23 protein-coding genes are annotated in these 26,866 nt (G+C 63.3%); 17 read left to right on the top strand and 6 right to left on the bottom strand.

Annotated elements, in window-relative coordinates; all coding sequences use genetic code 11:
- Window positions 1–35: 35 nt before the first annotated feature.
- From BLQ01_RS20935 to BLQ01_RS20920, 4 genes are read left to right on the top strand one after another with little or no spacing between them, the layout of a single operon-like run.
- A complete protein-coding gene (locus BLQ01_RS20935; protein WP_026540303.1) occupies window positions 36–2,723 on the top strand; it encodes a bifunctional acetate--CoA ligase family protein/GNAT family N-acetyltransferase in 2,688 nt (895 codons plus the stop codon).
- 56 nt (window positions 2,724–2,779) lie between these two features.
- Window positions 2,780–3,505 carry a DUF5998 family protein gene (locus tag BLQ01_RS20930; protein WP_026546585.1) on the top strand — a complete coding sequence of 242 codons (726 nt, stop codon included), beginning with the start codon at window positions 2,780–2,782 and terminating at the stop codon, window positions 3,503–3,505.
- Window positions 3,502–4,722 carry an alkaline phosphatase family protein gene (locus BLQ01_RS20925; protein ID WP_091554157.1) on the top strand — a complete coding sequence of 407 codons (1,221 nt, stop codon included), beginning with the start codon at window positions 3,502–3,504 and terminating at the stop codon, window positions 4,720–4,722. The genes BLQ01_RS20930 and BLQ01_RS20925 overlap by 4 nt, the downstream gene beginning before the upstream one ends.
- Complete coding sequence (locus BLQ01_RS20920) at window positions 4,715–5,392, top strand: thymidine kinase (RefSeq protein WP_254779557.1); 678 nt, start codon at window positions 4,715–4,717, stop codon at window positions 5,390–5,392. Before BLQ01_RS20925 ends, BLQ01_RS20920 begins: the two co-directional genes overlap by 8 nt.
- A gap of 72 nt (window positions 5,393–5,464) precedes the next feature.
- Here the strand turns inward: BLQ01_RS20920 and sepH are convergent, their stop codons facing one another.
- Window positions 5,465–6,799 (bottom strand): septation protein SepH, encoded by a 1,335-nt coding sequence (gene sepH / locus BLQ01_RS20915; protein ID WP_091554154.1) that lies wholly within the window; start codon window positions 6,797–6,799, stop codon window positions 5,465–5,467.
- A 296-nt stretch (window positions 6,800–7,095) separates the two neighbouring features.
- On the opposite strand from sepH, the gene BLQ01_RS20910 reads away from it, so the two are divergent.
- A complete protein-coding gene (locus BLQ01_RS20910) occupies window positions 7,096–7,395 on the top strand; it encodes a DUF4193 domain-containing protein (protein WP_026540308.1) in 300 nt (99 codons plus the stop codon).
- 167 nt (window positions 7,396–7,562) lie between these two features.
- Here BLQ01_RS20910 and BLQ01_RS20905 read toward each other — a convergent pair whose 3' ends face one another.
- On the bottom strand, window positions 7,563–8,057 hold the full coding sequence (locus BLQ01_RS20905) for a DUF3093 domain-containing protein (protein ID WP_026540309.1): 495 nt from the start codon (window positions 8,055–8,057) through the stop codon (window positions 7,563–7,565).
- Window positions 8,058–8,207: 150 nt separating this feature from the next.
- Between BLQ01_RS20905 and dut the strand changes: the two genes are divergently transcribed.
- The 4 genes from dut (at window position 8,208) to BLQ01_RS20885 (ending at window position 10,794) form a co-directional block, all read left to right on the top strand.
- A complete protein-coding gene (dut, locus tag BLQ01_RS20900; protein WP_254779556.1) occupies window positions 8,208–8,789 on the top strand; it encodes a dUTP diphosphatase in 582 nt (193 codons plus the stop codon).
- A 112-nt stretch (window positions 8,790–8,901) separates the two neighbouring features.
- Window positions 8,902–9,645: a DUF3710 domain-containing protein gene (locus BLQ01_RS20895; RefSeq protein WP_091554150.1), complete on the top strand. Its 744-nt coding sequence runs from the start codon at window positions 8,902–8,904 to the stop codon at window positions 9,643–9,645.
- A 103-nt stretch (window positions 9,646–9,748) separates the two neighbouring features.
- Window positions 9,749–10,015, top strand: coding sequence for a hypothetical protein (locus tag BLQ01_RS20890; RefSeq protein ID WP_081733297.1), 267 nt, complete (start codon window positions 9,749–9,751; stop codon window positions 10,013–10,015).
- Complete coding sequence (locus BLQ01_RS20885) at window positions 10,012–10,794, top strand: DUF3159 domain-containing protein (protein WP_026540313.1); 783 nt, start codon at window positions 10,012–10,014, stop codon at window positions 10,792–10,794. The genes BLQ01_RS20890 and BLQ01_RS20885 overlap by 4 nt, the downstream gene beginning before the upstream one ends.
- Here the strand turns inward: BLQ01_RS20885 and BLQ01_RS20880 are convergent.
- Both BLQ01_RS20880 and BLQ01_RS20875 read right to left on the bottom strand, forming a co-directional pair.
- Window positions 10,761–11,498 (bottom strand): potassium channel family protein, encoded by a 738-nt coding sequence (locus tag BLQ01_RS20880; protein ID WP_026540314.1) that lies wholly within the window; start codon window positions 11,496–11,498, stop codon window positions 10,761–10,763. The two genes, BLQ01_RS20885 and BLQ01_RS20880, sit on opposite strands and share 34 nt — an antisense overlap.
- Entirely contained in the window at window positions 11,498–12,169 is a 672-nt protein-coding gene (locus BLQ01_RS20875; RefSeq protein ID WP_026540315.1) for a potassium channel family protein, read from the bottom strand. Before BLQ01_RS20875 ends, BLQ01_RS20880 begins: the two co-directional genes overlap by 1 nt.
- Before the next feature lie 115 nt (window positions 12,170–12,284).
- On the opposite strand from BLQ01_RS20875, the gene BLQ01_RS20870 reads away from it, so the two are divergent.
- From BLQ01_RS20870 to BLQ01_RS20835, 8 genes are all read left to right on the top strand, one after another.
- Window positions 12,285–14,258, top strand: a complete 1,974-nt coding sequence (locus tag BLQ01_RS20870; RefSeq protein WP_026540316.1) for an APC family permease — start codon at window positions 12,285–12,287, stop codon at window positions 14,256–14,258.
- Window positions 14,259–15,632, top strand: a complete 1,374-nt coding sequence (locus tag BLQ01_RS20865) for a class I SAM-dependent RNA methyltransferase (RefSeq protein WP_091554147.1) — start codon at window positions 14,259–14,261, stop codon at window positions 15,630–15,632.
- Between the two features lie 232 nt (window positions 15,633–15,864).
- The gene (gene acnA, locus BLQ01_RS20860; RefSeq protein ID WP_026540318.1) at window positions 15,865–18,672 is read left to right on the top strand and encodes an aconitate hydratase AcnA; all 2,808 of its coding nucleotides are present in this window, start codon (window positions 15,865–15,867) and stop codon (window positions 18,670–18,672) included.
- Window positions 18,673–18,850: 178 nt separating this feature from the next.
- Window positions 18,851–20,824: a 1-deoxy-D-xylulose-5-phosphate synthase gene (gene dxs / locus BLQ01_RS20855; protein WP_026540319.1), complete on the top strand. Its 1,974-nt coding sequence runs from the start codon at window positions 18,851–18,853 to the stop codon at window positions 20,822–20,824.
- The gene (locus BLQ01_RS20850; RefSeq protein ID WP_091554145.1) at window positions 20,821–21,387 is read left to right on the top strand and encodes a DUF402 domain-containing protein; all 567 of its coding nucleotides are present in this window, start codon (window positions 20,821–20,823) and stop codon (window positions 21,385–21,387) included. The genes dxs and BLQ01_RS20850 overlap by 4 nt, the downstream gene beginning before the upstream one ends.
- Complete coding sequence (locus tag BLQ01_RS20845; RefSeq protein ID WP_026540321.1) at window positions 21,384–21,944, top strand: hypothetical protein; 561 nt, start codon at window positions 21,384–21,386, stop codon at window positions 21,942–21,944. The genes BLQ01_RS20850 and BLQ01_RS20845 overlap by 4 nt, the downstream gene beginning before the upstream one ends.
- A 30-nt stretch (window positions 21,945–21,974) precedes the next feature.
- Entirely contained in the window at window positions 21,975–22,193 is a 219-nt protein-coding gene (locus BLQ01_RS20840) for a helix-hairpin-helix domain-containing protein (RefSeq protein WP_026540322.1), read from the top strand.
- A 9-nt stretch (window positions 22,194–22,202) separates the two neighbouring features.
- Entirely contained in the window at window positions 22,203–23,180 is a 978-nt protein-coding gene (locus BLQ01_RS20835; RefSeq protein ID WP_026540323.1) for an aldo/keto reductase, read from the top strand.
- Between the two features lie 175 nt (window positions 23,181–23,355).
- Here BLQ01_RS20835 and BLQ01_RS20830 read toward each other — a convergent pair whose 3' ends face one another.
- Together BLQ01_RS20830 and BLQ01_RS20825 are read right to left on the bottom strand one after the other, a co-directional pair.
- Window positions 23,356–25,500 carry a 3-hydroxyacyl-CoA dehydrogenase NAD-binding domain-containing protein gene (locus tag BLQ01_RS20830; protein ID WP_091554142.1) on the bottom strand — a complete coding sequence of 715 codons (2,145 nt, stop codon included), beginning with the start codon at window positions 25,498–25,500 and terminating at the stop codon, window positions 23,356–23,358.
- Window positions 25,497–26,759, bottom strand: a complete 1,263-nt coding sequence (locus BLQ01_RS20825; protein ID WP_091554140.1) for a thiolase family protein — start codon at window positions 26,757–26,759, stop codon at window positions 25,497–25,499. The genes BLQ01_RS20830 and BLQ01_RS20825 overlap by 4 nt, the downstream gene beginning before the upstream one ends.
- Window positions 26,760–26,866 lie beyond the last annotated feature (107 nt).

Here is a 26,866-nt window from a genome sequence, read left to right as displayed (position 1 = left end):
AGTTGTACTGCGGATGTTTTAGCTAGGCTAAGCCTATGGTGGATCAGCCCGGCGTCGGCATTTATCCGGAATATTGGGAGGCTGATGTCGTCCTGCGCGACGGCGGCACCGCCCACCTGCGCCCTATCCGGCCCGAGGACGCCGATGCGTTGCAGGCTTTCCATGCCGGCCAGTCGCAGGCGTCGATCTACATGCGGTTCTTTTCCTTCAAGCCCCGGCTCTCCGGCAAGGAAGTGCGCCGGTTCACCGAGGTGGACCACATCAACCGTGTGGCCTTCGTCATCACCATCGGCGGCGAGATCATGGGAATCGGCCGGTACGACCGACTGGATGATCCTGACGAGGCCGAAGTCGCGTTCAATATCTCAGATGCCCACCAGGGCCGCGGGATCGGCTCGATCCTCCTTGAACACCTGGCGGTTGCCGCCCGCGAAAACGGCATCCGGCGCTTCACGGCCGAGGTCCTGCCGGACAACAGGAAGATGCTGATGGTCTTCGCCGATGCAGGCTACGACCTCACAAGGCAATTCGACGACGGCGTGGTGAGCGTCGAGTTCAACATCGACCCCACGGAGAAATCCCGGGCCGTCATGGAATCGCGTGAGCACCGCGCAGAGGCACGCAGCGTACGCGACCTGTTGTCGCCGTCGTCGGTTGCTGTTATTGGTGCCAGCCGCAAGTGGGGGACCGTTGGCTACCAACTGCTGGAACACATCATCGAAGGCGGGTTCAAGGGTCCGGTCTACGCCGTGAACCCCGAAGCTTTCGAACTGGCCGGCATGGTCTCCTTTGGAAAACTGTCCGAAATTCCGGGGCCCGTGCAGTTGGCGATCGTCGCCGTGCCATATGAGGAAGTCCCCAAGGTGGTGGATGAGTGCGCTGCTGCCGGCGTCAAGGGCATCGTGGTGGCAACTGCAGGATTTGCCGACGACGGCGAGCGGGGTTTGGCGCGCCAGCACGATCTCGTGCGCCGGGCCCGTGCCAACGGCATGCGGGTCATCGGCCCCGAGTCCCTGGGAATCCTGAACACCCACCCGGCCGTGTCGCTCAACGCCTCCATGGCCCCGGCCATGCCGCCCCGGGGCAGCCTGGGCTTGTTCAGCCAGTCTGCTGCGGTGGGTGTTGCCGTCTATGCCGCCGCAAGCCGCCGCAGGCTCGGGCTGTCCTCGTTCCTCTCCGCAGGAAACCGTGCCGACGTCTCGGGCAACGATGCCATGCAGTATTGGGAGGACGACGCCGATACCTCCGCGGTGGGCCTGTACCTGGAATCCATTGGCAATCCCCGTAAGTTCTCGCGCCTGGCCCGCCGGTTGTCGCGCAGCAAGCCCGTGATTGTCGCCAAATCCGATGTGACGGGCCTGAGCCTACCGCCAGGACATGAAGTGCGGACCACCCAGGCCCCTTCAGCCGCAGTGGATGCCATGATGCGCCAGGCCGGCGTCATCCGGGTCGAAACCATTGAACAGCTCATGGACATTGCCCAGATCGTCTCATCCCAGGCTCTGCCACAAGGCCCCGGCGTGGCCGTCTATTCCAACTCGGTGGCCCTGGGCAAAGTGGTATCGGACAGTGCCGGTCCACTCGGGCTTGATGTGAGCCGCCTGGTCACCGACGTTGACCTCGATGCGGGAATGTCCGTTGCCCTGCCTGCACTCCGGGCCAGTCTTATGGAAAGCCTGGCCGATGACTCGGTTCACGCGGTGGTTGCGGCGCTTCTCCCGGCGCGGGGGCTTACAGCGGAGGCATTGGCCGGTGTCTTGGCAGAGTGCGCCGCGGAGGCCCGGAAACCTGTTGTTGCTGCCTTCACCGGCATCCTGGACCCGTCTGTGCACGTCGAAGGAATGGTGGGTTCGGCGGGAAAGCCCATGCTTCCGTGCTATTCGAATGCCGGCGCCGCGGTTGCTGCCCTGGCAGCCATTGTCGGCTATGCGCAATGGCGTGACCGGGACCAGGGCTTGTTTGTCGAACCGGAGGGCTGCGACGTTGAAGGCACCCGGGAAACGCTGACGGCAATGCTTGCCGGTGTTACCGGCGAAAAGATCAGGAAGCTCGACGCCGGTGCTGCCGCGGCACTGCTTGCCGGCTACGGAATCGACGTTGTTCCCACCCTTGGTTTCGGTACGCCCGACGAGGCCGTGCAGGCTGCCAACACCGTGGGATGGCCGGTTGTCCTGAAGACCACCGATCCCGCCTTGCGGCACCGGCTGGACCTCGGCGGCGTGCGCCTGGATATCCAGGACGCCGAATCGCTGCGGCAGAATGTTGCACAGATGCGGCGGGCCTTGGAACCGTACGGATCGCCTTCCCTCGAGGTCCAGGCCATGGCTCCGGTGGGACAGGCCTGCACTTTCCGGGCCATGGAGGATCCCTTGCTGGGGCCCGTGCTCTCCTTTGGCCTGGCAGGTGACGCCGTGAACCTGCTGGACGATTGGGCCCACCGGGTACCGCCGTTATCGGCTGCGGACCTGCACGATGTCATCCGCTCGCCCCGCGCTTCCAGGAAACTCTTCGGCTACCAAGGGCTGCCGGCGGTGGACGTGGCTTCCTTGGAGGACATAGCGGCCCGGCTCGCCAAGCTCAAGGACGACCACCCGGGAATCGCGCTGGTGGAATTCAACCCCGTCCTTGCCGGCCCTGCAGGGGCCACGATCCTGGGCGCAGACGTCTGGATCGGCAACGCCGCGCAGCGAACTGACAGTGCCCGGCGCGCGATGCGAAGTTAGCCACAGGAGGGGACCGGCGGTTAGGAAGTCACCAAGCGATCTGTGAAAATGGGGGAATGAGCACTCAGTCTCCGACGCCTCAATCACGCCCGTCCAATACCGGGAACCACACTGCGCACAACCACAGCTCGCAGGGTCAGAGCCTGGACCAGGCGCTGCAGCAGGCCGGATTCTATCCGCGGTTGGTGGCAGATGTCGTCGATGACGCCCTGGACGGCAGGGAGTGCCTTTCACATCTGGTCCACCTCGAGACGCACTTTGACCGGGCAGAGGTCCGCAGGCACATTACTGTGCTGGTGCTGACGGAAGACATGCTGGTGATCACCCATGTCGACGACCAGCAGCTGGACGAAGCCGGAGAGCAAATCGTCGCGCAGATCTCCACGGAGTCAGTTCCCGTGGCCCAGATCCGGTCGGTGGTGCTCAGCTACATGTACTCCCAGCCCCAGGACTACAAGCCTTCCGATCCTGTGCGGGAGCTCACCGTCTCCATCGCATGGTCCGGAGGCCAGCGTTTGGACATGGGGCCGGCCAGTTGCGGAGATCCCCAATGCGAAGCCGATCACGGGTACAGCGGAACCATTGCCCAGGAAGACATCGTCCTCCGCATCAGCGCTGAAGCCGACGGCTTGCAGGCGGTCCAGGATGCCAAGCTGTTTGCCCGCGCCCTGCGTGCGGTCAACACCGGAAACCCGGCACCGGTCCAGCACCCCGGCATCCCCGCGCCACGGCCGCGTTCGGGCGTCTTCAGCAACCGCCTGAGCCGCGGACACCAGCGTTGAGGGACGCTGCACAGACACCGTCGTCGGCAACCAGCGCCGTAACCGACGTTCCTACCGCGCCGCTGTTCGGGAGCAAGTCGATTGCCGAAGTCTTTGTCAGCGCTGCGGCAGCCCTCGGCGTACCAGGCTTCGCCAACCGCCTGCAGGTGCCTGCATCACAGCGCGTCTGCGTTGTCCTCGCCGATGGTTTGGGACGCAACCTGCTCAAACAAAAGGCCTCGCACACGCCGTTCCTTCGGTCCGTCCTTGCCAACGGGCAGGGTAACGTCCCGCAGTGGATTGACTCAGCCTTCCCGAGCACCACGGCGGCCTCCTTGGCGAGCCTGGGGACCGGCCTGCCGGCAGGCCAACATGGCATGGTGGGCTACGACGTCCTGGATCCTGCGCAGGACAAGGTAGTGAACCTCCTGGGCAACTGGGATCCGCACGTGGACCCGCTGGAATGGCAGCCCCATGCCACCGTTTTTGAACGCTTGGCCGGTGAGCTGGACGTGGTGACGGTCAGCCTGCCGCAATTCGGTGATTCGCCCATGACGCAGGCCGCGCTGAGGGGCAGCCGGTTCGTTGGCGGCACCACGCTCCACGCACGGACGGCCGCGGCCGCTGAAGCAATGTCCGGAGGCGGACGTTCCTTGATGTACTTCTACCTCAATGAGCTGGACAAAGCCGGCCACCGCTATGGCAGCCAGTCGGACCGTTGGGAGCATCAGCTCGAGGAACTGGACTCCACGGTCAAACGGCTGTCCTCAACGCTCCCTGCTGGAACCACCATCCTGTTGACCGGTGACCACGGCATGGTGGACGTGCCCGAGTCCCAGAGGATCGACTACTCCGCCGATGAGCCCTTGGTGGCAGGAGTGCGGCACACGGCAGGGGAGCCGCGCATGGTGCACCTGTACCTTGAGCCGGACGCCACAGCGGAGCACCGCGACGCTCTTCTTGCTGCGTGGCGTCGTCGGTTCGGTGAACGGATCTGGGCCTTCACGAGGACCCAGGCCGTGGACGCCGGATTATTCGGTGATGTCCGCCCGGAAGTCGCACCCCGCATCGGGGACGTCATGATTGCTGCCCGTGACACCCTGGCACTCTATGACACCCGCCGTGTCCGCCCCGCCTCCCTGGAGGTGGTGGGCCAGCACGGTTCCCTGACCAAATCCGAGCGTGAAGTACCCCTGGTGTGTTTCCCCGCAGCCGGCAGGAAAGGCAAACGTGGCTGAACTGGTCTTTTTCTCAGGCACCATGGACTGCGGCAAGTCCACGCTTGCCCTTCAGATGGACCACAACCACCGTGCCAGGGGGCGCGGAGGCGTCCGCTTCAGCTGTAACGACCGCGCCGGGTATTCCACCATTTCCAGCAGGCTGGGCCTCCACATCGATGCCGTGGAAGTCGAAGGCAACACGGATTTCTGGGACGAGGTGGTGGTTCGGCGGACCAGCGGACTTCGTGTCGACTACCTCATTTGCGATGAAGCGCAGTTCTACACTCCCGCCCAAGTTGAGCAGTTGGCGCGTGTGGTGGATGAGATGGAGGTGGATGTCTTCGCCTTTGGCATCACCTCAGACTTCCGCACCCGGCTGTTCCCCGGATCGCAGCGGCTCATCGAGCTTGCCGACAAGGTCCAGGTTCTGCAAGTCGAAGCGTTGTGCTGGTGCGGGCGCAGGGCAACCCAGAATGCCAGGACAGTGAACGGCATCATGGTGGTGGAAGGCAAACAGGTGATGGTGGGCGATGTAGCACCTTCCACCGGAAGTGACGGCGCCACGGGCGCGGCCGATGCCGGCGTCGAAGGCCGGGAAGCCGTGGTGGGTTACGAGACATTGTGCCGCCGTCACTACATGAGGCGTGTCACGGCCCATGGTGCCAACCTGATGGCAGGGGCGGACTAGCCGCTTCCCTTCGATATTGACGCTTGCCTCTGGCCGGGCGCCGGGGAGCTCCACCGCAGCTAGGCTGTAAAACTAGTCCCCGCGGGCTCCGAAAACGATCTCATCCCAACTGGGGATGCTGGACCGCTTTGGCCGTGAAGGCTGGCGTTCTGCTGGCGCATCGGCGTCCTTGCGGACCTCGGAGTCCGTGGAATCGGCCGGAATTGTCGAATCCGGGTTCCCGTCATGTGACTCCTGCTGCTCCTGCGCGTCGCGGGAAACGTTGCTGCCGCCCAGAAGCTCGTCAAGCCCGGCCGGTTTGCGCCCGGCGAGAGGCGTGACGGGGCGCAGCGGGCTGGCCACCACCGTGATCTCCCGCGTTTCCGTGCTGACGCCCTGGTGAAGCTTCAGCGAATCATCGTCATCGTCATCCTGGGGTTCGAAGTGCCGTGGCGCGAGGCTCAGCCGCGACAGCATCGACGGACGTCCGTCCTTGCGCACGGGTTCCTCAGCAGGAACCGCTGCGGGCGCGGGTTCTGCACCGGGGGCTTCGTCGACGTCGTCGTTCCCGTCTCCCGGCCGCGGGTGGGCTGCCGGAACGTTGCTCAGCAGCACTGCCAAGGCGTCGTCTCCGTCCTCGTCCACTCCCAGGCGCTGACCCCGACGCGACCGGAGCATCTCCAGGAGGCTGTCCGCTTCCTTGGCTTCCTTGGCAGAGACACGTGCGGCTGTTTCAGCATCAGTCTCGAAGTCGAAGGGACGGTCCGAGACAGCAGCGAGCCGGCGCGCCGGAACTGGTCCGTCCAAGGGCTCGAGTTCGCTGAGCTGCTGTGCCCAACGGTTGGCGTTCTGAAGTGACTTGCGCTGCGGGCTGAAGGTCCACATGGCGGGAGGCTCTTCGCCGATGCTGCTGTGCGTGCCCGGCACCGTCTCGAAGCGTGCGACGACGGTCCAGGAACCGTCCGTCCGGCGCCATGAATCCCAGTCCACGGTGGACGAATCGATGCCGTGGGCAGCCAGCCGGTGGTCCACCATCTCTCCGAGCGTGGCCGGGTTGTCCCCGAAGGCTGAGCGGTAGGCGTCATGGCCCGGAGCAGGGGCAGCGACCTCAATGTTGCGTGCTTGCCTGGCGACGTATTCACGCTCTGCGAGGACGGGGCCTTCGTAGCGTTGGACGTTGGCGAGGGGCAGCCCGGACAATTCGGCCACTTCGGCCGCCGTCGCGCCACTGCGAATTCTGGACTGGATGTCACGGGGTGACATGGCAATGGGTGTGTTGGCGGCCCGGGCCGCCACTTGGGCAGGGGTCCGGCTCGCCGCTGCCCTCAAGGCCTCGTCGATCGGAAGCTGGAACATCTCACCGCCGGGGCCGCTCAAAAGCAGATGCCCGCCGTCGTCGTGGACGCCTACCAGTCGTAGATCCTGCATAACACCCTCCACCACATGGCATAACTGACATTCGAAACTCTGCCACCCGCCGCGGCCTTTTCCTATTAGGAGCAAGGGCGTGCCGTGATATTCCGCTGAAACCGCCCCTGTAGGCAGCGTTTTTAGCACTTTTCGGTAAGAAGCGGTGTCTATGGACTTTTCAGGGCCGGGGGAGGAAAATCTGGCCGATATCGGGCACAAATCCGGGACGTCCGGTGTTGGACCCTAACACCGGCCGGGGATGGACCGCCGGACCGGACAGAACCCGCAGCAGGTATGGAGGACAAGGAAGGACCATGGCCACCGATTACGATGCCCCTCGAAAGACCGAGGAAGACGTCAGCGAGGATTCCCTGGAAGAACTCAAGACGCACCAGTCGGGTAAGCAGTCCTCGGCTGTGGACGTCGATGAGTCCGATCTTGCCGACAGTTTTGAGCTGCCCGGCGCTGATTTGTCCGGCGAGGAACTCCTGATTCAGGTGATGCCTCCGCAGCCGGACGAGTTCACCTGCTTCAACTGCTTCCTGGTGAAGCACAGGTCGCAGATCGCCGCGGAGCGGGGCGGTCACTTGTATTGCACGGAGTGCGAAAGCTAGGCGCATCAGTGCGCAATGCCTACCTGCAAGGATTGGGAGTGGCTGCAGGGACGGGGCGTAGCTGCAAGTATCGCCCGGGTAGTGGCCGGGCGCTGTTAAGGCGACGTCCGGCCCTTGTTAAGGGGCCACTGTTGAGGGGCCGTTGTTAGGGTGTTGTCCCGGCGCTTTCAGGCCCGCGGAGCTGACAAGGCCGAAACCAGCTCGTCAGGCCTGCGGGACGAGGCCAGCCAGTACGGAGTCCGGTCTGCGGGATCGGTGATTTCAATCTTGACCACGGGATCGATCCAGCCCCTGAAGCACATGTAGGCGAGTCCATTGAGCCGGGGACCACGTTCAGCGGTGGCTTCGTCCTTGGTGAAGGCCTGGACGGTTCCCACGAACTTCCGATCGATGCTCGCACGGCCCACACGGACCGTAGTTGGGGTAACAGTGATGGTGGGCGTCGAGAGCACCAGCATGACGGTCATGATGGCCAGCAGGACCAAAGCCGCGATAATGCCCGTTGCCGCACTGATGGGACCGAACATCAGGATGCCCGCGCCGGACAAGCCAACCACCACGATCCAGATCCACACTGACGGCCACAGTTTTTCGGAGTAAAGGACCTCCGGGGATGGAGTGTTCCGGGCAGGCACGGGGGAGGACTGGTCAGGCGTAGGCATGCCTCCAGCTTATCCGGCGATGCACGGCTGCTGCGTCCACCGGGAAGTCGGCGATCACCCTCCGGCAGTCACCTGCCGGCAATCACCTTCAGGCAAGGAACTCTTGGCAAGCCGGTGCCCGGGGTACGGCTCCCAGTAGAATGGACCACTGTGAGCAATGAGACGGCAGTATTCAGTACAGACACAGACACAGACACAGACACAGACACAGACACAGACGCAAACACAGCCCCCGACACCGGCAGCGGCAGTGAGACCGCGGCGGCTTACGGCGCCCCCACTTTGGAAGTGCAGCTGAAAATGCTCGACGCCGGGCTGGAAGCGCCGTCGTATGCCCACCCGGGAGATGCCGGAGCCGACCTCCGCGCCCGGGAGGACGTACACCTCGCCCCCGGCGAGCGGAAACTGGTTCCGACGGGCGTCTCCATCGCCCTCCCGGACGGATTCGTTGCCCTCATCCACCCACGCTCAGGCCTTGCCACCAAGCATGGCCTGACGGTCGTCAACGCCCCAGGCACTGTGGACGCGGGCTACCGTGGCGAAATTGCGGTGACGCTCCTGAACACCGACCAAAACCACGCCATCGACCTCAAGCGCGGCGATAGAATTGCACAAATGGTAATTCAGCGCGTTGAGTACGCACGGTTCGTAGCTGTTGACCAGCTGTCCGATTCCGTTCGTGGCACCGGTGGCTTCGGTTCCACCGGTGGCTTCAACGCATCGAAGGCCTAAAGGAAGCCACTGGACCCTCCCCACGTCCCAGGCGTCGCCTTGGCGTGGTTTAACGTGGTTCAACGTGGGTGCGGTTTACTTGGGGATAGACCACTACTAAGGAGAAAACCCAATGCTTTTTGGGCGCGGCAAGAAGTCCAAGGACGAGCGGTCGGAATCCGCCGGCACCGTCGAGGAATCCGGTGCTGAGGCACGAAGTCCTGAATCGGTCCAGCCCGGCACTGCCGGTGATTTCAGGCTGGCCAAAGGCCCCTTGGATATAGACGAGATCGAGGACCGTGATGGCTACGTGGACCTCGGTGCGCTCCTGATCGCTCCTGCCGAGGGTCTCCAACTGAGGCTTGAGGTCGAAGAAGCCACCCAGCGGGTGGTGGCAGTGACCATGGACCTGGAAGGTTCCAGCCTGCAGCTCCAGGCCTTCGCGGCTCCGCGTTCGGAAGGCTTGTGGGACGAGATCCGGGAACAGATCACCCAGTCCGTAGCCAGCCAGGGCGGGGAAACCGAAGAAGTCTCCGGAGCGTTCGGTACTGAACTCGTGGCCAAGTTGCCCGCCGAAGCTGCTGATGGCAGCCGCGGCTTCCGTGCCGCACGCTTCATGGGCGTGGACGGGCCGCGTTGGTTCCTCCGGGGCGTCCTCGGCGGGCAGGCTGCGTTGGAACGTGACGCCGCGGCAGGCCTGGAAGAACTTTTCCGCAGGGTAGTGGTGGTGCGCGGCGATAATCCGATGCCCCCGCGCGAACTGCTGCAGCTGCGCCTGCCCAAGGACGCCGCCGTGCCGGGTCAGGCTGGCGCTCCTGAGGGCGCACCGGCCATGGAACAGCCTGAACGAGGGCCGGAGATCACCCAGATTGGCTGACACTTCGGGCAAAGGTGGGCTGGCCGGCCAGCGTCCCCGCGCGCAGGGCGTCCGTGATCTTCCAGCCAGGGGAAGGGCGGTGTGTACCGGCTACATTGAATCGGTGACGCATCAACCGCCCAGCGAGCAGCCATTTTTCTCCGCCGTGGTGGTCGATGACCTTGGCCCAGCAGCCCTCCAGGCCACCAATGCAGGGGGCATCCGGAAGCCCTACGACCGTCTTCGCGTCATTTGGCTGGGCAGGACCCGCGTACCCGGTATCGAAGCCGGAGTGCAGCTTCGCCTCAACGGCATGGTGACCCAGCTTGACGGGCTGCCGGCCATGTTTAATCCACGCTACGAAATACTTTCCCGCCAGGAGCACCTATGACAGTGGCCAACGGATCAGAACCGAAGAACACCGGAGACTCTGTTCCGGATGGCCGCCCTTCCCTGTCCGGGGAAGCCGCAAAGCCGTCAGCGGAAGCACCCGGTGTTTCCGATCTCGCTGCCGGCTACGCACAAAAGGCCGGCCTTCACCGGAACAGCGCCGGGCACGTGGACATGCTGAAGTCCGCCGGTGGCTGGCAGGGCATCGCCGAGAGCATTCTCCCGGGATTGGTCTTCCTGGTGGTGTTCACGGTGGCCAGGGATCTCACCCCTGCATTGGTGGCGGCTTTGGCTACGGCAGCCGTGTTCACTGTGGTCCGGTTGATCCAACGGCGCCCACTGACCCAGGCCTTGGCCGGGGTTGTGGGGGTCGGTATTTCGGCGTGGCTGGCCAACACCACAGGCAAAGCCGAGGACTTCTACGTCCTGGGCTTCTTCACCAACATCGCCTATATCCTCGCCATGGTGCTCTCCATCGTCCTCAAATGGCCGGTGGCGGGCCTGCTCTTCGGGTTCGTCCGCAATGAGGGACTCGAATGGCGCAAGGACCCTGAACGGCTGAGGGCTTACAAGCTGGGAACGTGGATCGTGGTTGCCGTCCTGGCTCTGCGTCTTCTCGTGCAGGTCCCGCTGTACTTCATGGGCGAAGCAGGCCTGACAGCCCTGGCAACCACCAGGCTCCTGATGGGAGCCCCGCTGTACATCCTGGGCCTCTGGGTTGCCTGGCTGGTCACCAAGCCCGCACCTCAGCCGTCGAAGCCGTCGTCCTCGGAGGCCTGATCCCCGGTTCCCGACGTTCCCTCACGAGGTTCGTTGTCGTCGTCGTAACCCGGCGACAACAGTGACCTCAGGCCGTCCTCTGCTGCGATGGTGGTGACGAAGAACAGCTCGTCGCCGCCATCGAGGACGTCGTCGCGGGTGGGGGTAATGGGTGCCTGGTCGCGCAGGATTGCCACCAGTGTGGCGTCCTCCGGCCAATCGATCCCGCCGACCGTGCTGCCAATGACATGGGAGTCATGCGGGACCGTGAATTCCACGATCGAGGCCACTCCTGTCTGCAACGTCAGCAAGCGGACGATGTCGCCGATTTCGACGGCTTCTTCCACCAGGGCTGTCATGAGCTGCGGAGTATTGACCGCGACGTCTACGCCCCAGGAATCATTGAACATCCAGTCGTTCTTGGGATTGTTCACACGGCCCACGGTGCGGCCCACGCCGAATTCCGTCTTGGCCAAGAGGGATACCACCAGGTTGACTTTGTCGTCGCCGGTGGCAGAGACCACGACGTCGGCATCCTCAAGTTTTGCGTCCTGCAGGGTACTGAGTTCGCAGGCATCGCCCACCAGCCAGCGGGCGCCCCGCAGTCCGCTGCGGCCAATGACCTCGGGCTTGAGGTCGATCAGCAGGATCTGGTGCTTATGGGCCAGAAGTTCACGCGCAATGGACGAACCGACGCTTCCTGCACCAACAATAACGACTTTCACTAAGACTCCTTGGCGGGTGCTTTGGCGAGGATCCGGCTGATCTCGGACGTTCTGTCCAGGCTCAGCATCGCGTGGACGGTGTCGCCTTCCTGGTAGGCCGTGCCCGTCGTGGGGAGGACGCCCTCGCCAAACCGGGTAATGAAGGCAATGCGTATTCCCGAGGCGGCTTCAATGGATGCGAGGCTGTGCCCGATCCACTCCTCGTGGAGATCCACCTCGGCTAAAACCAGCCGGCCCGAGGGCTCACGGTAATCCCCGGCCAGATGCTGTTCGGGAAGAATGCGGCGCAGGACCTGGTCGGCGCTCCAACGGACAGCTGCCACGGTGGGGATGCCCAGGCGCTGGTAGATCTCGGCACGTCCGGGGTCGTAGATCCGCGCCACAACATGGGCAACATGAAAGGTCTCGCGGGCCACCCGGGTGGCCAGGATGTTGGAGTTGTCGCCGCTGGAAACTGCGGCGAAGGCGTAGGCCTCTTCCACACCGGCCTGCTTGAGGGTGTCCCTGTCGAAACCGACGCCGGTGACCTTGCGGCCGGCAAAGGTATTACGCAACCGGCGGAAGGCCCGCTCGTCCTGGTCGATGATGGCGACCGAATGGCCGGCATCCTCCAAAGTGTGTGCCAGGGTTGCGCCAACACGGCCGCAACCCATGATCACGAAGTGTGCCACCATGTCTCCTTTATCTGTGCTGTCCGTCCCGCTCGGTATGACTTTACCGGTGCGCAGTGGCTTGGCTGTGAACAACCGTCATGACATCGATGGGGATTCAGAGTAGCTTTGCGGAGTGCTGACAATTTTGAATGCCGCGAAGCGGGTGTTGGTGGGCAGGCCGGTCAGGAATGACCGCCTGTCCCACACCTTGTTGCCCAAACGCATCGCTTTGCCGATCTTCGCCTCGGATGCGCTGTCCTCGGTAGCCTATGCCCCTGATGAAATCCTGCTGACGCTGGCCCTCGCGGGCGTCAGTGCCGTAGCTTTCTCGCCGTTGGTCGGCCTCGCCGTCATGGTGGTTTTGCTCACAGTTGTGGCGTCCTACCGCCAAAACGTCCACGCCTACCCCTCCGGTGGCGGCGACTATGAGATCGCGAACGTCAACCTGGGCAAGTATGCCGGGCTCACCGTGGCCTCAGCCCTTCTGGTGGACTACGTGTTGACCGTTGCCGTGTCCATGTCTTCCGCTGCAGCCTATGTCACCACGGCAATTCCTTCGCTGCACGGACAACAGGCCCTCATTGCCACTATCGGCGTCGTCATCCTTGCGCTGGTGAACCTTCGTGGAATCAAGGAAGCGGGCTCGGTTTTTGCTGTTCCCACTTACATTTTCATGGCTTCGATCCTGGGCATGACCGCCGTGGGTATTTTCCAGTTTGCCACCGGGCAACTGGGGGAGGCACAGTCGGCAAACTTCACCATCGTCCCGCAGTCCGGATTTGATGAGGGCCTGGTTGGACTGGCCGGCGCTTTCCTCCTGCTTCGGGCGTTCTCCTCCGGCGCTGCGGCACTGACCGGCGTCGAAGCCATCAGCAATGGCGTACCAAACTTCCAGAAGCCCAAGAGCAAAAACGCGGCAACAACGTTGCTGCTGCTCGGCGCAATCGCCGCGGCAATGTTGGCCGGCATCCTCTTCCTGGCCAATGCCACCAAGGTACACATCGTCCTTGACCCCGCCACGGAGTTCCTGGTGGACGGCAAGCCGCTTCCCGAGGGCTACATCCAAAACCCGGCCATCAGCCAGATTGCCGACACCATTTTCGGTGCAGGGTCCATTCCGTTCTACATCGTGGTGGCGGCAACAGGTGTCATCCTGGTGTTCGCCTCGAATACTGCCTTCAACGGGTTCCCTGTCCTTGGCTCCATACTTGCCCAGGACGGCTACCTCCCGCGTCAACTCCGAACCCGCGGCGACAGGCTCGCGTTCAGCAACGGCGTCCTGGCCTTGGCCGCGGGTGCCCTGGTGCTGATCCTCGCTTTCAACGCCGATGTCACCAAGCTGATCCAGCTCTACATCGTGGGCGTCTTCATCTCCTTCACGGCCAGCCAGCTCGGGATGATCCGGCACTGGGGACGCGAATTGAAACTCGCCAGGGACAAGGCCGTCCGCCGGAGGATTATCAAGTCGCGCACCATCAACATGGTCGGTTTCGGCATGACGGCCCTGGTCCTGGTGATCGTCCTGATCACCAAGTTCGAGCAGGGCGCCTGGATCGCTTTGCTTGCCATGTTTGTCCTCTTCCTCATCATGTGGAGCATCCGCGCCCACTATGACAACGTGGCCAGGGAACTGGCGGTCGACGAGGACTCGTCACCGCGCGCCCTGCCTACCCGCGTCCATGCGGTTCTCCTCGTCTCGCACGTCCGCAAGCCCGTCCTCCGGGCGCTGGCATATGCCAGGGCATCCAGGCCCTCGCGCCTTGACGCAATTACCGTGGACATCAACACAGAAGAGACCCAGCACACCGTCCGGGACTGGGAGAAGCTGGAAATTCCGGTGCCCCTGACCGTGCTGGCCAGCCCTTACCGCGAAACCGTGACACCCATCATGGACTACATCAAGAACATGCGGCGTGACTCGCCCCGGGACCTGATCGTGGTCTACATCCCCGAATATGTGGTGGGCAAATGGTGGGAGCAACTGGTCCACAACCAGACAGCACTCCGAATCAAGACGCGGCTCCACTTTGAACCTGGAGTCATGGTTGCCAGCGTTCCGTGGCAGCTGAAATCGTCCGAAGAAGCAAAGGCACTGCAGGATACCTAAATGACCTCCCACACCACTTCCCACCCCACCGCACAGGCCGCCGGCGAACATCCAGGCGCGGCAGGTACCGAACTCGTCGTGGACATCGGACCGATCGCCCACGGTGGCCACTTTGTCGCACGGCACGAAGGGCGCGTCATCTTCGTCCGGCATGCCATCCCGGGGGAGAAGGTCCGCATCCGGTTGACCGACTCCGGTGACTCGTCGCGCTTCTGGCGGGCCGACGTCGTCGAAGTCCTTGAAGCATCGCCCCACCGCGTTCCGCATTTCTGGAAACCGGCGGACTCCTTGGCCTCGTGGAAACGGGGCGGGCCTCCGGTGGGCGGCGCTGAGCTCGGACATATCTCGCTGGAGCACCAACGTGAACTGAAGTCCGGGGTGCTGGCCGAGCAACTCCAGAGGCTTGCCGGCCTCGACCTCGCCACCGAGGTTGAAGCGGTCGGGGACCAGCACGACGACGGCCTCGGCTGGCGCACGCGCGCCAGCTTCGCCGTGACTTCCAAGGGACGGTTGGGCATGCACGCGCATCGCTCCGATCTGGTGCTTCCCATTATTGAAATGCCACTGGCGCTGCCCGGAGTCAATGAACTGAAGCTGTGGGACCTGGACCTCACCGGGATCGCCCGCGTCGAGGTTGCCGTGCCGGCCAACGGTTCACGGCCGCTGATTCTGTTGGCCCCGGAAGAAGGGACGAGCCCCAAGAGGGTGCACAGCATCGTGTCCCAATTGCCGCATGAGGTGTCAGTAGCCAGCTTCGACCCGGGAAAGGGCGAGGTCCTGCAGTTGCGGGGGAGGACCTGGGTGCAGGAGTCCGCCGCCGGCCATGAATACAGGGTCACTGGCGAGGGGTTCTGGCAGATCCATAAGGACGCGCCCGGAACCTTGGTGGGTGCTGTGACGGATTATCTTTCACGGGGCGGGTACTTGCAGCCCGGTGCCGCCGTTGCCGATCTCTATGCCGGCGCAGGGCTGTTCACGGCCCCCTTGGCCGACGCGGTAGGTGTCACGGGATCGGTGCTTTCGGTGGAGGGCGCCCCCGGGACCAGCCGGGATGCCCGCAAGAACCTGCACGGGCAACCACAGGTGGAAATAGTCCAGGGGCGGGTGGAACGTGTGCTGCACCAGAGTGCGCGAAGCTTTGATTCGCTGGTGCTGGACCCGCCACGCGCCGGGGCCGGAAAGGCTGTGGTCAAGCAATTGATGGCCACTGGACCGCGCGCAATTGCCTATGTGTCCTGCGATCCGGCGTCCTTTGCGCGTGATCTGGGTTACTTCCATCAGGGTGGTTGGCGCCTGGAGTCGCTGCGCGCGTTCGATCTCTACCCCCACACGCATCACCTCGAAACAGTAGGCCTGATCGTCCCCTCCCTCTGACCCCCTGGCGCGTACGCCCGCCGGAGTCCGGCGGGCGGCGCGGGTTTGGGGTCAGGCGTGCCACTCTTGGGACGGATGCCACTACGATGGGCGTAGTAGTCCCGCTCCGGGGGAATCAACACCGCGGCCCGGGGTGACCAAGAGAGATGCCGCCCGGCTAAGTAAGGTGCGCCTAACTGGCTAGCGGCCAACCACGCGACAAAGATGAAACTGTTGCGAGAGGAGTCCTGCCATGAGCACTGTGGACAGCTTCGGTTCCAAAGGCGTACTGAATGTAGCCGGCACCGATTATGAAATTTTCCGGTTGAACTCCGTAGAGGGCGCAGACAGCCTTCCGTTCAGCCTTAAGGTATTGCTTGAAAACCTCCTGCGGACTGAGGATGGCGCCAATATTACGGCGGACCATGTCCGCGCCCTGGCCGGTTGGGATCCCAATGCGGAGCCCGACACGGAAATCCAGTTCACCCCCGCCCGCGTCATCATGCAGGACTTCACCGGCGTTCCCTGCGTTGTTGACCTCGCCACCATGCGCGAAGCAGTCAAGGAGCTCGGCGGCGATCCCAAGCGCGTCAACCCCTTGGCACCTGCAGAAATGGTCATCGACCACTCCGTCCAGATCGACGCCTTCGGTAACTCCGGCGCCCTGGAGCGCAACATGGAGATCGAGTACCAGCGCAACGGCGAGCGTTACCAGTTCCTTCGCTGGGGCCAGACCGCGTTCGACGACTTCAAGGTAGTTCCCCCGGGAACCGGCATTGTCCACCAGGTCAACATAGAATACCTGGCACGCACCGTCATGACCCGCGAAGTGGACGGCGTTCTGCGCGCTTACCCCGACACCTGCGTCGGCACTGACTCACACACCACCATGGTCAACGGCCTGGGCATCCTGGGTTGGGGCGTTGGCGGCATCGAAGCCGAGGCCGCAATGCTTGGCCAGCCTGTCTCCATGCTGATTCCCCGTGTTGTGGGCTTCAAGCTCAAGGGCAGCATCCCGGCCGGTGCTACCGCCACCGACGTCGTCCTGACCATCACCGAAATGCTGCGCAAGCACGGCGTTGTTGGCAAGTTCGTTGAGTTCTACGGCGAAGGCGTCGCCGCTGTGCCGCTGGCCAACCGCGCCACCATCGGCAACATGAGCCCGGAATTCGGTTCCACCGCTGCCATGTTCCCGATCGATGACGTCACACTGGACTACCTGCGCCTGACGGGCCGTTCCGAGGCGAACGTCGCCCTCGTGGAGGCGTACAGCAAGGAACAGGGCCTCTGGCACGACCCCTCCCGCGAACTTCGTTTCTCCGAGTTCCTCGAGCTGGACCTGTCCACGGTTGTTCCCTCCATCTCCGGTCCCAAGCGTCCGCAGGACCGCATTGAACTCACCGATGCCAAGGAACAGTTCCGCAAGGACATCCACAACTACGTCGCCATCGAAGACGGCAGCGTGGACGAGTCCCTGGACGAATCCTTCCCGGCTTCGGATGCACCGTCGTTCACCCATGCTGACTCGCACACCACCGAGACGGACCGCGTCTACTCCGCCGCCAACGGTGCGCACGGCCGGCCCTCGACGCCGGTCAAGGTCACCACGGCCGACGGCCGCGAGTTCGAGTTGGACCATGGTGCAGTATCGATCGCCTCGATCACCTCATGCACCAACACGTCCAACCCCTCCGTCATGCTGGCTGCTGCCCTCCTGGCACGCAACGCCGTAGACAAGGGCCTGACGTCCAAGCCGTGGGTCAAGACCTCCGTTGCCCCCGGTTCCAAGGTTGTCACCGACTACTACGAGAAGTCCGGCCTCACCCCGTACCTCGAGAAGCTTGGCTTCTACATTGTTGGTTACGGCTGCGCCACCTGCATCGGCAACTCCGGCCCGCTTGAGCCGGAAATCTCCGAGGCAATCCAGGCCAACGACCTCTCCGTTACGGCAGTCCTCTCCGGTAACCGCAACTTCGAAGGCCGCATCAACCCGGACGTGAAGATGAACTACCTGGCTTCGCCGCCGTTGGTCATCGCCTACGCACTGGCCGGTTCGATGGACTTCGACTTCGACACCGATGCCCTGGGCACCGATTCCGAAGGCAACGAGGTCTTCCTGAAGGACATTTGGCCGAACCCCACAGAGGTGCAGGAAGTCATTGACTCCTCCATCGACGAGGCAATGTTCGCCAAGGGTTATGAGGGCGTTTTCGACGGCGACGACCGTTGGAAGGCGCTGGACACCCCTGCCGGTGACACCTTCGCCTGGGCTGAGGATTCCACCTACGTACGGAAGCCCCCATACTTCGAAGGCATGAAGGCCCAGCCGGATCCCGTCCAGGACATTTCCGGTGCCCGTGTGCTCCTGAAGCTTGGCGATTCCGTCACCACGGACCACATCTCCCCGGCCGGCTCGTTCAAGTCGGACACCCCGGCAGGCCAGTACCTCCTGGCCAACGGCGTGGAGCGCAAGGACTTCAACTCCTACGGTTCGCGCCGTGGCAACCACGAAGTGATGATCCGCGGTACGTTCGCGAACATCCGTATCAAGAACCAGCTCCTGGATGGCGTTGAGGGTGGCTTCACCCGCGACTTCAGCCAGGAAGGTGCACCGCAGGCTTACGTCTACGATGCCGCCCAGAACTACCAGGCTGCGGGAACGCCGCTGGTGGTCCTGGCAGGCAAGGAATACGGTTCGGGTTCATCCCGTGACTGGGCAGCCAAGGGCACTGCGCTCCTGGGTGTCAAGGCCGTTGTTGCTGAGAGCTACGAGCGCATCCACCGGTCCAACCTGATTGGCATGGGCGTGCTCCCGCTGCAGTACCCGGCCGGCGAGTCCGCTGCAACGCTGGGTCTGACCGGTACGGAAACCTTCGCTGTTGAGGGCGTGACGGAGCTGAACAACGGCACCACGCCCAAGACGCTCAAGGTGACGGCAACGGCCGAGGACGGCACGTCCAAGTCCTTCGACGCTGTCCTGCGTATCGATACCCCGGGTGAAGCGGACTACTACCGCAACGGTGGCATCCTGCAGTACGTTCTGCGCCAGATCTCCGCGTAGCGAACCAGCTGGTTTCAGCTGATTCCGAGGCATGCAGCCCCGGCCGGTCGAATGACCAGCCGGGGCTGTTGCCGTCCGGGGCCGGCGCACAGCCCGCCAGTGCTCAGGCGTGGGAAACGCGGGGGTCCCGCGTACACGCTAAAGTTAACAAGCACGTCATTCACCCTAAGGAGGGCCGTTGGGACTTTTGGAAACCGTCAAGGATCCACAGGACCTGGCCAAACTGTCCGGCACCGAGCTGGAACAACTGGCTGGCGAAATCAGGGAATTCCTGATCACCAACGTAGCCGCGACAGGCGGACACCTGGGCCCGAACCTGGGTGTTGTTGAACTTACCTTGGCTGTCCATCGGATCTTCGAGTCCCCGCGTGACAGCATCGTCTTCGACACCGGACACCAGTCCTATGTGCACAAGCTGCTCACCGGCCGCCAGGATTTCAGCACCCTCCGTCAGCAGGGCGGGCTCTCCGGCTATCCAGAGCGCGCCGAATCAGAGCATGACATTGTGGAGAGCTCCCACGCCTCATCCTCCCTGTCCTGGGCCGACGGCATTTCGCGTGCCCGCCAGCTGACCGGCGAAGGTGACCGGTTCGTCGTCGCCGTTGTTGGTGATGGGGCGCTCACCGGTGGGATGACCTGGGAAGCCATCAACAACATTGCCGCCGACAAGCGACGCCGCGTTGTCATTGTGGTCAATGACAACGGGCGTTCCTACGCACCTACTGTCGGCGGTTTTGCCGATTACCTCGCTTCACTGCGCCCCACCATTGACTCCTTGCGCACCACTCCGGCCTATGAGCGGATGCTGGACTGGTGGAAGAAGAAGCTCCAGGACGGCGGACCCGCCGGGCAATTCACTTACAAGAGCCTGCACGCCATGAAGAAGGGCATCAAGGACTGGTGGGCGCCCCAGGGCATGTTCGAGGACCTGGGAATGAAGTACATCGGTCCAGTGGATGGCCATAGCCTCCAGGCCATGGAGAACGCCCTGAGCACCGCGAAAGCGTACGGCGGTCCGGTGATCGTGCACGCGATGACCGAGAAGGGCCACGGCTACGCCCCGGCCCTGGCCAACGAGGCAGACCAATTCCATGCCGTAGGAATCATCGATCCCGAAACGGGTGAGTCCACTGAGATGCCAGGTGCAAGGTCCTGGACCTCGGTATTCGCCGAAGAGATCGCGGACATAGCCGACGAGCGCCAGGACATTGTGGGGATCACGGGAGCCATGCTCATCCCCGTGGGCCTGCACAAGTTTGCCGAGCGCCACCCGGAACGCGTCATTGATGTCGGTATCGCAGAGCAGCACGCCCTCACGTCAGCTGCAGGCATGGCCTTCGGCGGACTGCATCCGGTAGTGGCCGTGTATGCCACTTTCCTCAACCGGGCCTTTGACCAGCTCCTGATGGACGTCGCCCTGCACAAGGCCGGCGTCACGATTGTCTTGGACAGGGCCGGCGTCACCGGCCCGGACGGCCCCAGCCACCACGGTATGTGGGACATGGCCATGGTCCAGATCGTCCCGGGTCTTCACCTGGCCGCCCCCCGCGACGCCACGAGGCTCCGGGAAGAACTGCGGGAGGCCGTTGCAATTGACGACGCCCCCACGGTGGTGCGTTTCTCCAAGGGCAGTGTCGGGTCAGAGGTCGAAGCGATCGAGCGGCTCCACGACGGCGTCGACATCCTTGCCCGTCGTCCCGAGGGGTCCACCGAAAACGATGTCCTGATTGTCAGCGTCGGTGCAATGTCCGAACTCGCCCTGGATGTAGCAGGCAGGCTGGGGGCCCAAGGCATCAGTTCCACGGTGGTGGACCCCCGCTGGCTCCTTCCCGTGCGGAAATCGATCATTGCCCTGGCTGCCCGGCATCGCCTGGTCATTTGCATCGAGGACGGTGTGCGGGCCGGCGGCGTCGGTTCCCGCATCCGGCAGGAAATGCGCGCCGCGGGGGTGGACACGGCCCTCAACGAAGTCGGTTTGCCGGTGGAGTTCCTTGTGCACGGCTCGCGGAGCCAGGTCCTGGAGCGCGTTGGGCTGACGGCCCAGAAGATCACGCACGACGTCGTAGCCCAGGTTTTGGGGACAAAGGTCCCCTTTGCCAGGCCCCTTCCAGGTCAGGAACATCCCACCACCGGCAGTCTGCCCACGTTGTGATGGACGAACGCGGGCCGGGCTCACTGCAGCCCGGCGACCTCGTTGTGTCGAGGAACAGGAAATTCAACGGTAAAGCCCACTGGGTGGTGCCGGGCAGGTACCTTGGCGAGGACATCCACGGCTGGTGGGTTTTCCAGGGCGCGGGGGAGTTCTGTTCCCGTCCCGGGGCGGCCTTCTACACGGCCTCGGACGCTGTCCTGCTGGTTCCGCGGAGTGGTGAGTTCGTAGCCACGTTCTACGACGACACCTACCCCGGGGACTTCCGGATCTATGTTGATCTGGCCACGTCCCACAGTTGGAACACCATCAAGCCCGGTGTAACGGAGTTCCATGTGATCGACATGGATCTGGACGTGATCCGTTCCACCCGCCACGGCGTGTTTGTTGACGATGAAGACGAGTTTGAGCAGCACCGGGTGGCCATGGGCTATCCGGACGAAACAGTGGCCGCTATGCGCGCGGAATGCGCAGCCCTCTTGGAGGCTGTAGCGGCCATGAAAGCACCCTTCGATGTCTCTGGTGCCAGTACCAGCGCCGAATGGTTCAGGAAAGGACGGGCATGAGCGGGATTATTCGTACATACAAGCGGGATGACGAGGGAGTTCTCCACTTCCGCGAAGCCTGGTACGACGACGAGGACCAGCAGTTCGTGATCAATCACGGCGTAGTGGGACACCAGAGTAAAACCGATGAAACCGGCGTTGAGGATGAGTCGTCGGTGGAGGGGTTGATGGCGGCCTTTGCCGCGCAGTGCGAGGAAGACGGATATGCGGAGATTCCCGAGTCCGAGCAGTTCTGGGTCGTCGCCCAAATTGCGCTCAAGACCAAGGACGGCACTGAACGGGACCGCCATCTTGAACGCAAAGCCAAGGCAGCCCTGACCGGGGAACTGGCATGGCGTGGATTGGGCGTGGTGGACCGTTCCGACATAGGAAATGGCCACCTGAACATTTTTTGCCTCTGCCCGGACGTCAACAAGGCTGTGAACGCGATCAAGATCTGCGTTCGCGGTGAGGATCTGGACTTCACCAAGCTCACCATCGCCTCGGCGCCCTACAACGAGCCCGACGCCTTCAAGGTGAAGCACTCGCCCAAGCAGGGGATGGGCTTTACTCTCTAAGTAGCACCCAACGCACCAGAAGGGACTTCCATGGCGTCCAAGAGCAACTGGCCCGGACATACACCACTGCCCAAGGGGCTCGCTGCACCGGCGAGACGGGCACTGGCGCATGAGGGAATCGAAACGTTGGAGCAGCTGGCGGAATTCGGCGAGTCGAAGATCTCCACGCTGCACGGTATGGGGCCGGTGGCGATCGCCCAGCTGGAGGACGCCATGGAGGAATCGGGTATCTCCTACAACGGAGGCTAGGCTGAATTCATGACTGAATACCGACGCCTTGGCCATTCCGGACTGACAGTCTCAGCTGTAGGGCTGGGCTGTAACAATTTGGGCCGCGCCAATACGCCCACCGAGTCCCAGGAAGGCACGGACGCCGTTGTCCATGCTGCGATTGAGGCCGGTGTGACGTTCTTTGATGTTGCCGACGTCTACGGACGCGAGCCCGGACTGAGCGAGACCATGTTGGGCAAAGCCCTCAAGGGCAAGCGCGATGACGTCGTCATCGGCACCAAGTTCGGCATGGACATGCAAGGGGTCAATGGGAATGATTTTGGAGCCCGTGGTTCACGCCGCTACATCGTCAAGGCCGTCGAAGCATCGCTCCGGCGACTGGATACGGAGTGGATCGATCTTTACCAGTTCCACACCCCAGACGCGCTGACCCCCATCGAAGAGACGCTTGCGGCGCTCGATGACCTGGTGACCGAAGGCAAGGTCCGCTATATAGGACACTCGAACTTCGCTGGCTGGCAGATCGCCGAAGCCGAATATGTTGGCCGCCAGGCCGGCGGTGCACGCTTCATTTCCACCCAGAACCATTACAACCTGCTGGATCGCCGTGCTGAACTGGAGGTTCTTCCCGCCGCTGGTGCCTTCTCCCTGGGCGTGCTCCCGTATTTTCCCCTTGCCAATGGGCTGCTCACGGGCAAATACTCCGCTGGAAAGGCGCCCGAAGGAACCCGGCTTAGCCACACGCGCACCAACCTGGTTCATGACGCCGACTGGGACCAGTTGGGCCGCTTTGGACAATTCGCCAAGGAGCGGGACATCACTGAATTGCAGTTGGCGTTCTCCTGGCTGGCGGCACAGCCCGGCGTCAGCAGCGTCATTGCCGGCGCCACGCGTCCGGAGCAGATCCGCCAGAATGCCGAAGCGGTGTGCTGGGTTCCCACTCCGGAAGATCGCGCGGAATTGGACGGAATCTTCCCGCAGGCTCCGAAAGTGGCACTGTTCTAGAAATGGATTGACCGGCCCAGCGTTGGAAGTTGCCGGGTGATAGGCAAAGAGGGCAGTGGCCCGGAGCATCTGCTCCGGGCCACTGCCCTCTTTGATTGCCTATAGGGGCCTTTGGTTGTCTATCAGGGACGGGACCGGACGTGGCCGGACAGTACTGGAAAGGGACACGCCCGGCCTAAGCCGGTGCCGAGGCAATCCCGGGTGCCAGGAACCGCTTCCCGTTGACACGCTCGGAAGCGCCTACACGGTCCAGGTATGGTGTGATGCCACCGAGGAACATCGGCCAGCCGGCGCCCATGATGACGCAGAGGTCGATGTCTTCCGGTCCTGCCACGACGCCTTCCTCGAGCATGAGCCCGATTTCCTCTGCCAAAGCATCCTGCGTGCGTCGAAGGACTTCTTCGCCGGTGGACGGGGTGTTCCCGAACGACAGGATGGCAAGGGTTTCAGCCGGGATGACGGGCTTGCCCTCGGAGCCGGGAACCCACAGGGTCTTGACTCCGTTGTCGATGAGCTTCTGCAGGTTCTGCGAGACGGGGAACCGCTCACCGAATGCGCTGTGCAGGGACTCCTGGACATGCTGGGCAACCGGGAGGCCAACCATGGCAGCCAAAGTAAACGGTGACATCGGCAGGCCCATGGGACGGAGGGCGTTGTCAGCGACGTCGGCAGGAGTTCCTTCGTCAAAGGCTGCGATGACTTCACCCATGAGGCGCAGCAGGATGCGGTTGACCACAAAGGCTGCAGCGTCCTTGACCAGCACGGCCGTCTTCTTGAGTCCCTTGGCGAGCTCGAACGCGGTGGCCAGCACGGCGTCGTCTGTCTTGGGTGCCCGCACTATCTCCAGGAGCGGCATGACAGCCACCGGGTTGAAGAAGTGGAAGCCCACCAGTCGTTCCGGGTTCTTCAGGTCCTCGGCCATCGCAGTGACGGACAGCGAGGATGTGTTGGTGGCCAGGATGCATTCGGGGGAAACAATTGCTTCAACCTCTGCGAAGACCTGCTTCTTGACGTGGAGTTCCTCGAAGACTGCCTCGATGACAAAATCAGCGTCTGCGAAGGCTTCCTTGGAGACCGAGCCTGTGACCAATGCCTTGGTCCTGTTGGCGGCGTCGGGTTTGATCCTCTTTTTCGCCAGCATCTTGTCGACTTCGGCATGGACGTAGGCCACGCCCTTATCCACCCGTGCCTGGTCGATGTCCGTCATGACCACGGGGACTTTCAGTTGCCGGGCGAACAGCAACGCCAGTTGGCTTGCCATGAGCCCTGCACCCACCACGCCGATCTTCATGACCGGCCGGGCAAGCTTGCGGTCAGGGGCGCCGGCAGGACGCTTGGAGCGTTTCTGGACGAGGTCCAGGAATGCGTACACCGTGGACCGGAACTCGTCGGTTTGCATGAGGCCCGCCAGGGTCTCACACTCGAGGGCGGCCGATTCGGCCTGCGTCATGGTGCGGTTGGCCTCCATGACATCCAGGACCTTTGCCGGGGCAGGTGAAGCGTTTGAGGTCTTGGACTCCACAAAGGCACGTCCAGCGGCCACAGCGTCTGCCCAGCGGCCGGCGACGGTGTCATCGCCGGCATCCACGGAGTTCTTCCGCTCCGGTGTTACGGCACCGGAGATGACTTTGGCGGCCCATGCGATTGACTGTTCGACGAAGTCGGCTGGCTCGAAAATGGCATCAGCTACACCGAGCTCGAAGGCCTGCGGGCCGGTGAGGGTCCGGTTGTTGCTGAGGGGATTCTCGATCATGACCTTGACGGCGTTTTCCGGGCCAATGAGGCGAGGCAGGATGTAGACCCCGCCCCAACCCGGGACCAAGCCGATGAACGCTTCGGGCAGGGCCAAGGCGCCGGCGCCCGTGGAGACCGTCCGGTACGTGGACTGCAGGGCGATTTCGAGGCCACCGCCCAAGGCGAGGCCGTTGATGAAGGCGAAGCTGGGAACGCCAAGGTTGGCCAGGGTGTTGTAGACGGCATGGCCAAGCTGTGCCATCCAGAGGCCGTGCTCGCGCTCCTTGAGCGTTTTGACCGCAGACAGGTCCGCGCCGGCCACCAGGAAGTACGGCTTGCCGGTGACGCCGACGCCGACGATCTCGCCCTTCGAGGCGCGCTCCTTGAGGGCGTCCAGGACGCCGCCCAGTTCAACAAGCGTGTTGGGGCCCAGCGTGGTCGGTTTGGAGTGGTCCAGGCCGTTATCCAGGGTGATCAGCGCGAAGGTTCCTGCGCCACCTGGCAGCTGGATGTCCTGCACGTAGGAGTGGGTGCGGACTTCATCAGGGAAGAGGGCGGCGAGCTTCTGGAATTCGGCGGCGCTCATGCGGCGGCTCCTTCGGTGGTGGCGGTATCAGCGGTGGAGGAAGCGTAGTCGGCGTGGTGCGGGTTCTCCCAGATCACTGTGGCACCCATGCCCAGGCCGATGCACATGGTGGTGATGCCATAACGCACCGAGGGATCTTCCTCGAACTGCCGGGCCAGCTGGTTCATCAGGCGAACACCGGAGGAAGCGAGCGGATGTCCGACGGCGATCGCCCCGCCATAGCGGTTGACGCGGGGGTCCTCGTCTGCGATGCCGAAATGGTCCAGGAAGCTGAGCACCTGGACGGCAAAAGCCTCGTTGATCTCGAAGAGCCCGATGTCTTCGATGCCCAGTCCGGCGTTCTTCAGGGCCTTTTCCGTGGCCGGGACGGGGCCGATGCCCATGACCTCAGGTTCGACGCCGGCGAAGGCGTAGGAGACAAGGCGCATTTTGACCGACAGGCCCAGCTCTTCCGCCGCGTCAGCTGAGGCCAGCACGGCGGCGGTGGCGCCGTCGTTGAGTCCTGCGGCATTGCCGGCGGTCACGCGGCCGTGGGCGCGGAACGGGGTGCGCAGCTCGGCAAGGTCCGCCACCGTGGTTCCTGGGCGCGGGGGTTCGTCGGTGGTGTGAAGCGCCCAGCCTTGGCCCGGCTTCATGGTAGCCACGGGAACGAGGTCGTGCTGGATTTGTTCGTTGGCATAGGCTGCGGCGAGCTTCGCCTGAGAAGCAGCAGCGTAGGCATCGGTGCGGTCCTTGGTGATGGCCGGAAAGCGGTCATGGAGGTTCTCTGCGGTGTTCCCCATGTTCAGGGCGGCCGGGTCCACCAAGCGCTCGGACATGAACCGGGGGTTGGGGTCAGCTCCTGCGCCCATGGGGTGGTTGCCCATGTGTTCGACGCCGCCGGCGATGACCACGTCATAAGCGCCAAAGCCGATGCCGCTCGCCGTCGTCGTTACTGCCGTCATGGCACCTGCACACATGCGGTCGATCGCGAAGCCGGGCACTGTGCGCGGAAGACCTGCCAGCAAAGCGGCAGTGCGTCCGATAGTGAGGCCTTGGTCGCCCGTTTGGGTGGTGGCGGCAATCGCTACTTCGTCCACACGTTCGGCAGGCAGCGAGGGGTTGCGGCGCATCAGTTCGCGGATGCACTTCACCACGAGGTCATCGGCCCTGGTGCCAGCGTAGATTCCCTTATCGCCGGCCTTGCCGAAGGGCGTGCGGACTCCGTCCACGAAGACGACATCCCGGACGGTCCTCTGGGCGCTGCGTGATGGACTCATGTATTAACTCCTCGTTGAGACATGGTGCCGGCCCGCGTTGCGGGTGCTCCGGTTTGGCATTAAGCCCATGTTACTCGTCGGTAACTTAGGGTGCAAGGTGCGTCACA

This window comes from Arthrobacter sp. UNCCL28 (genome assembly GCF_900102805.1).
GTDB lineage: Bacteria > Actinomycetota > Actinomycetes > Actinomycetales > Micrococcaceae > Arthrobacter > Arthrobacter nicotinovorans_A.
The sequence above is the reverse complement of the archived record's forward strand: the minus strand, read 5'-3'. Positions and strand labels throughout refer to the sequence as shown.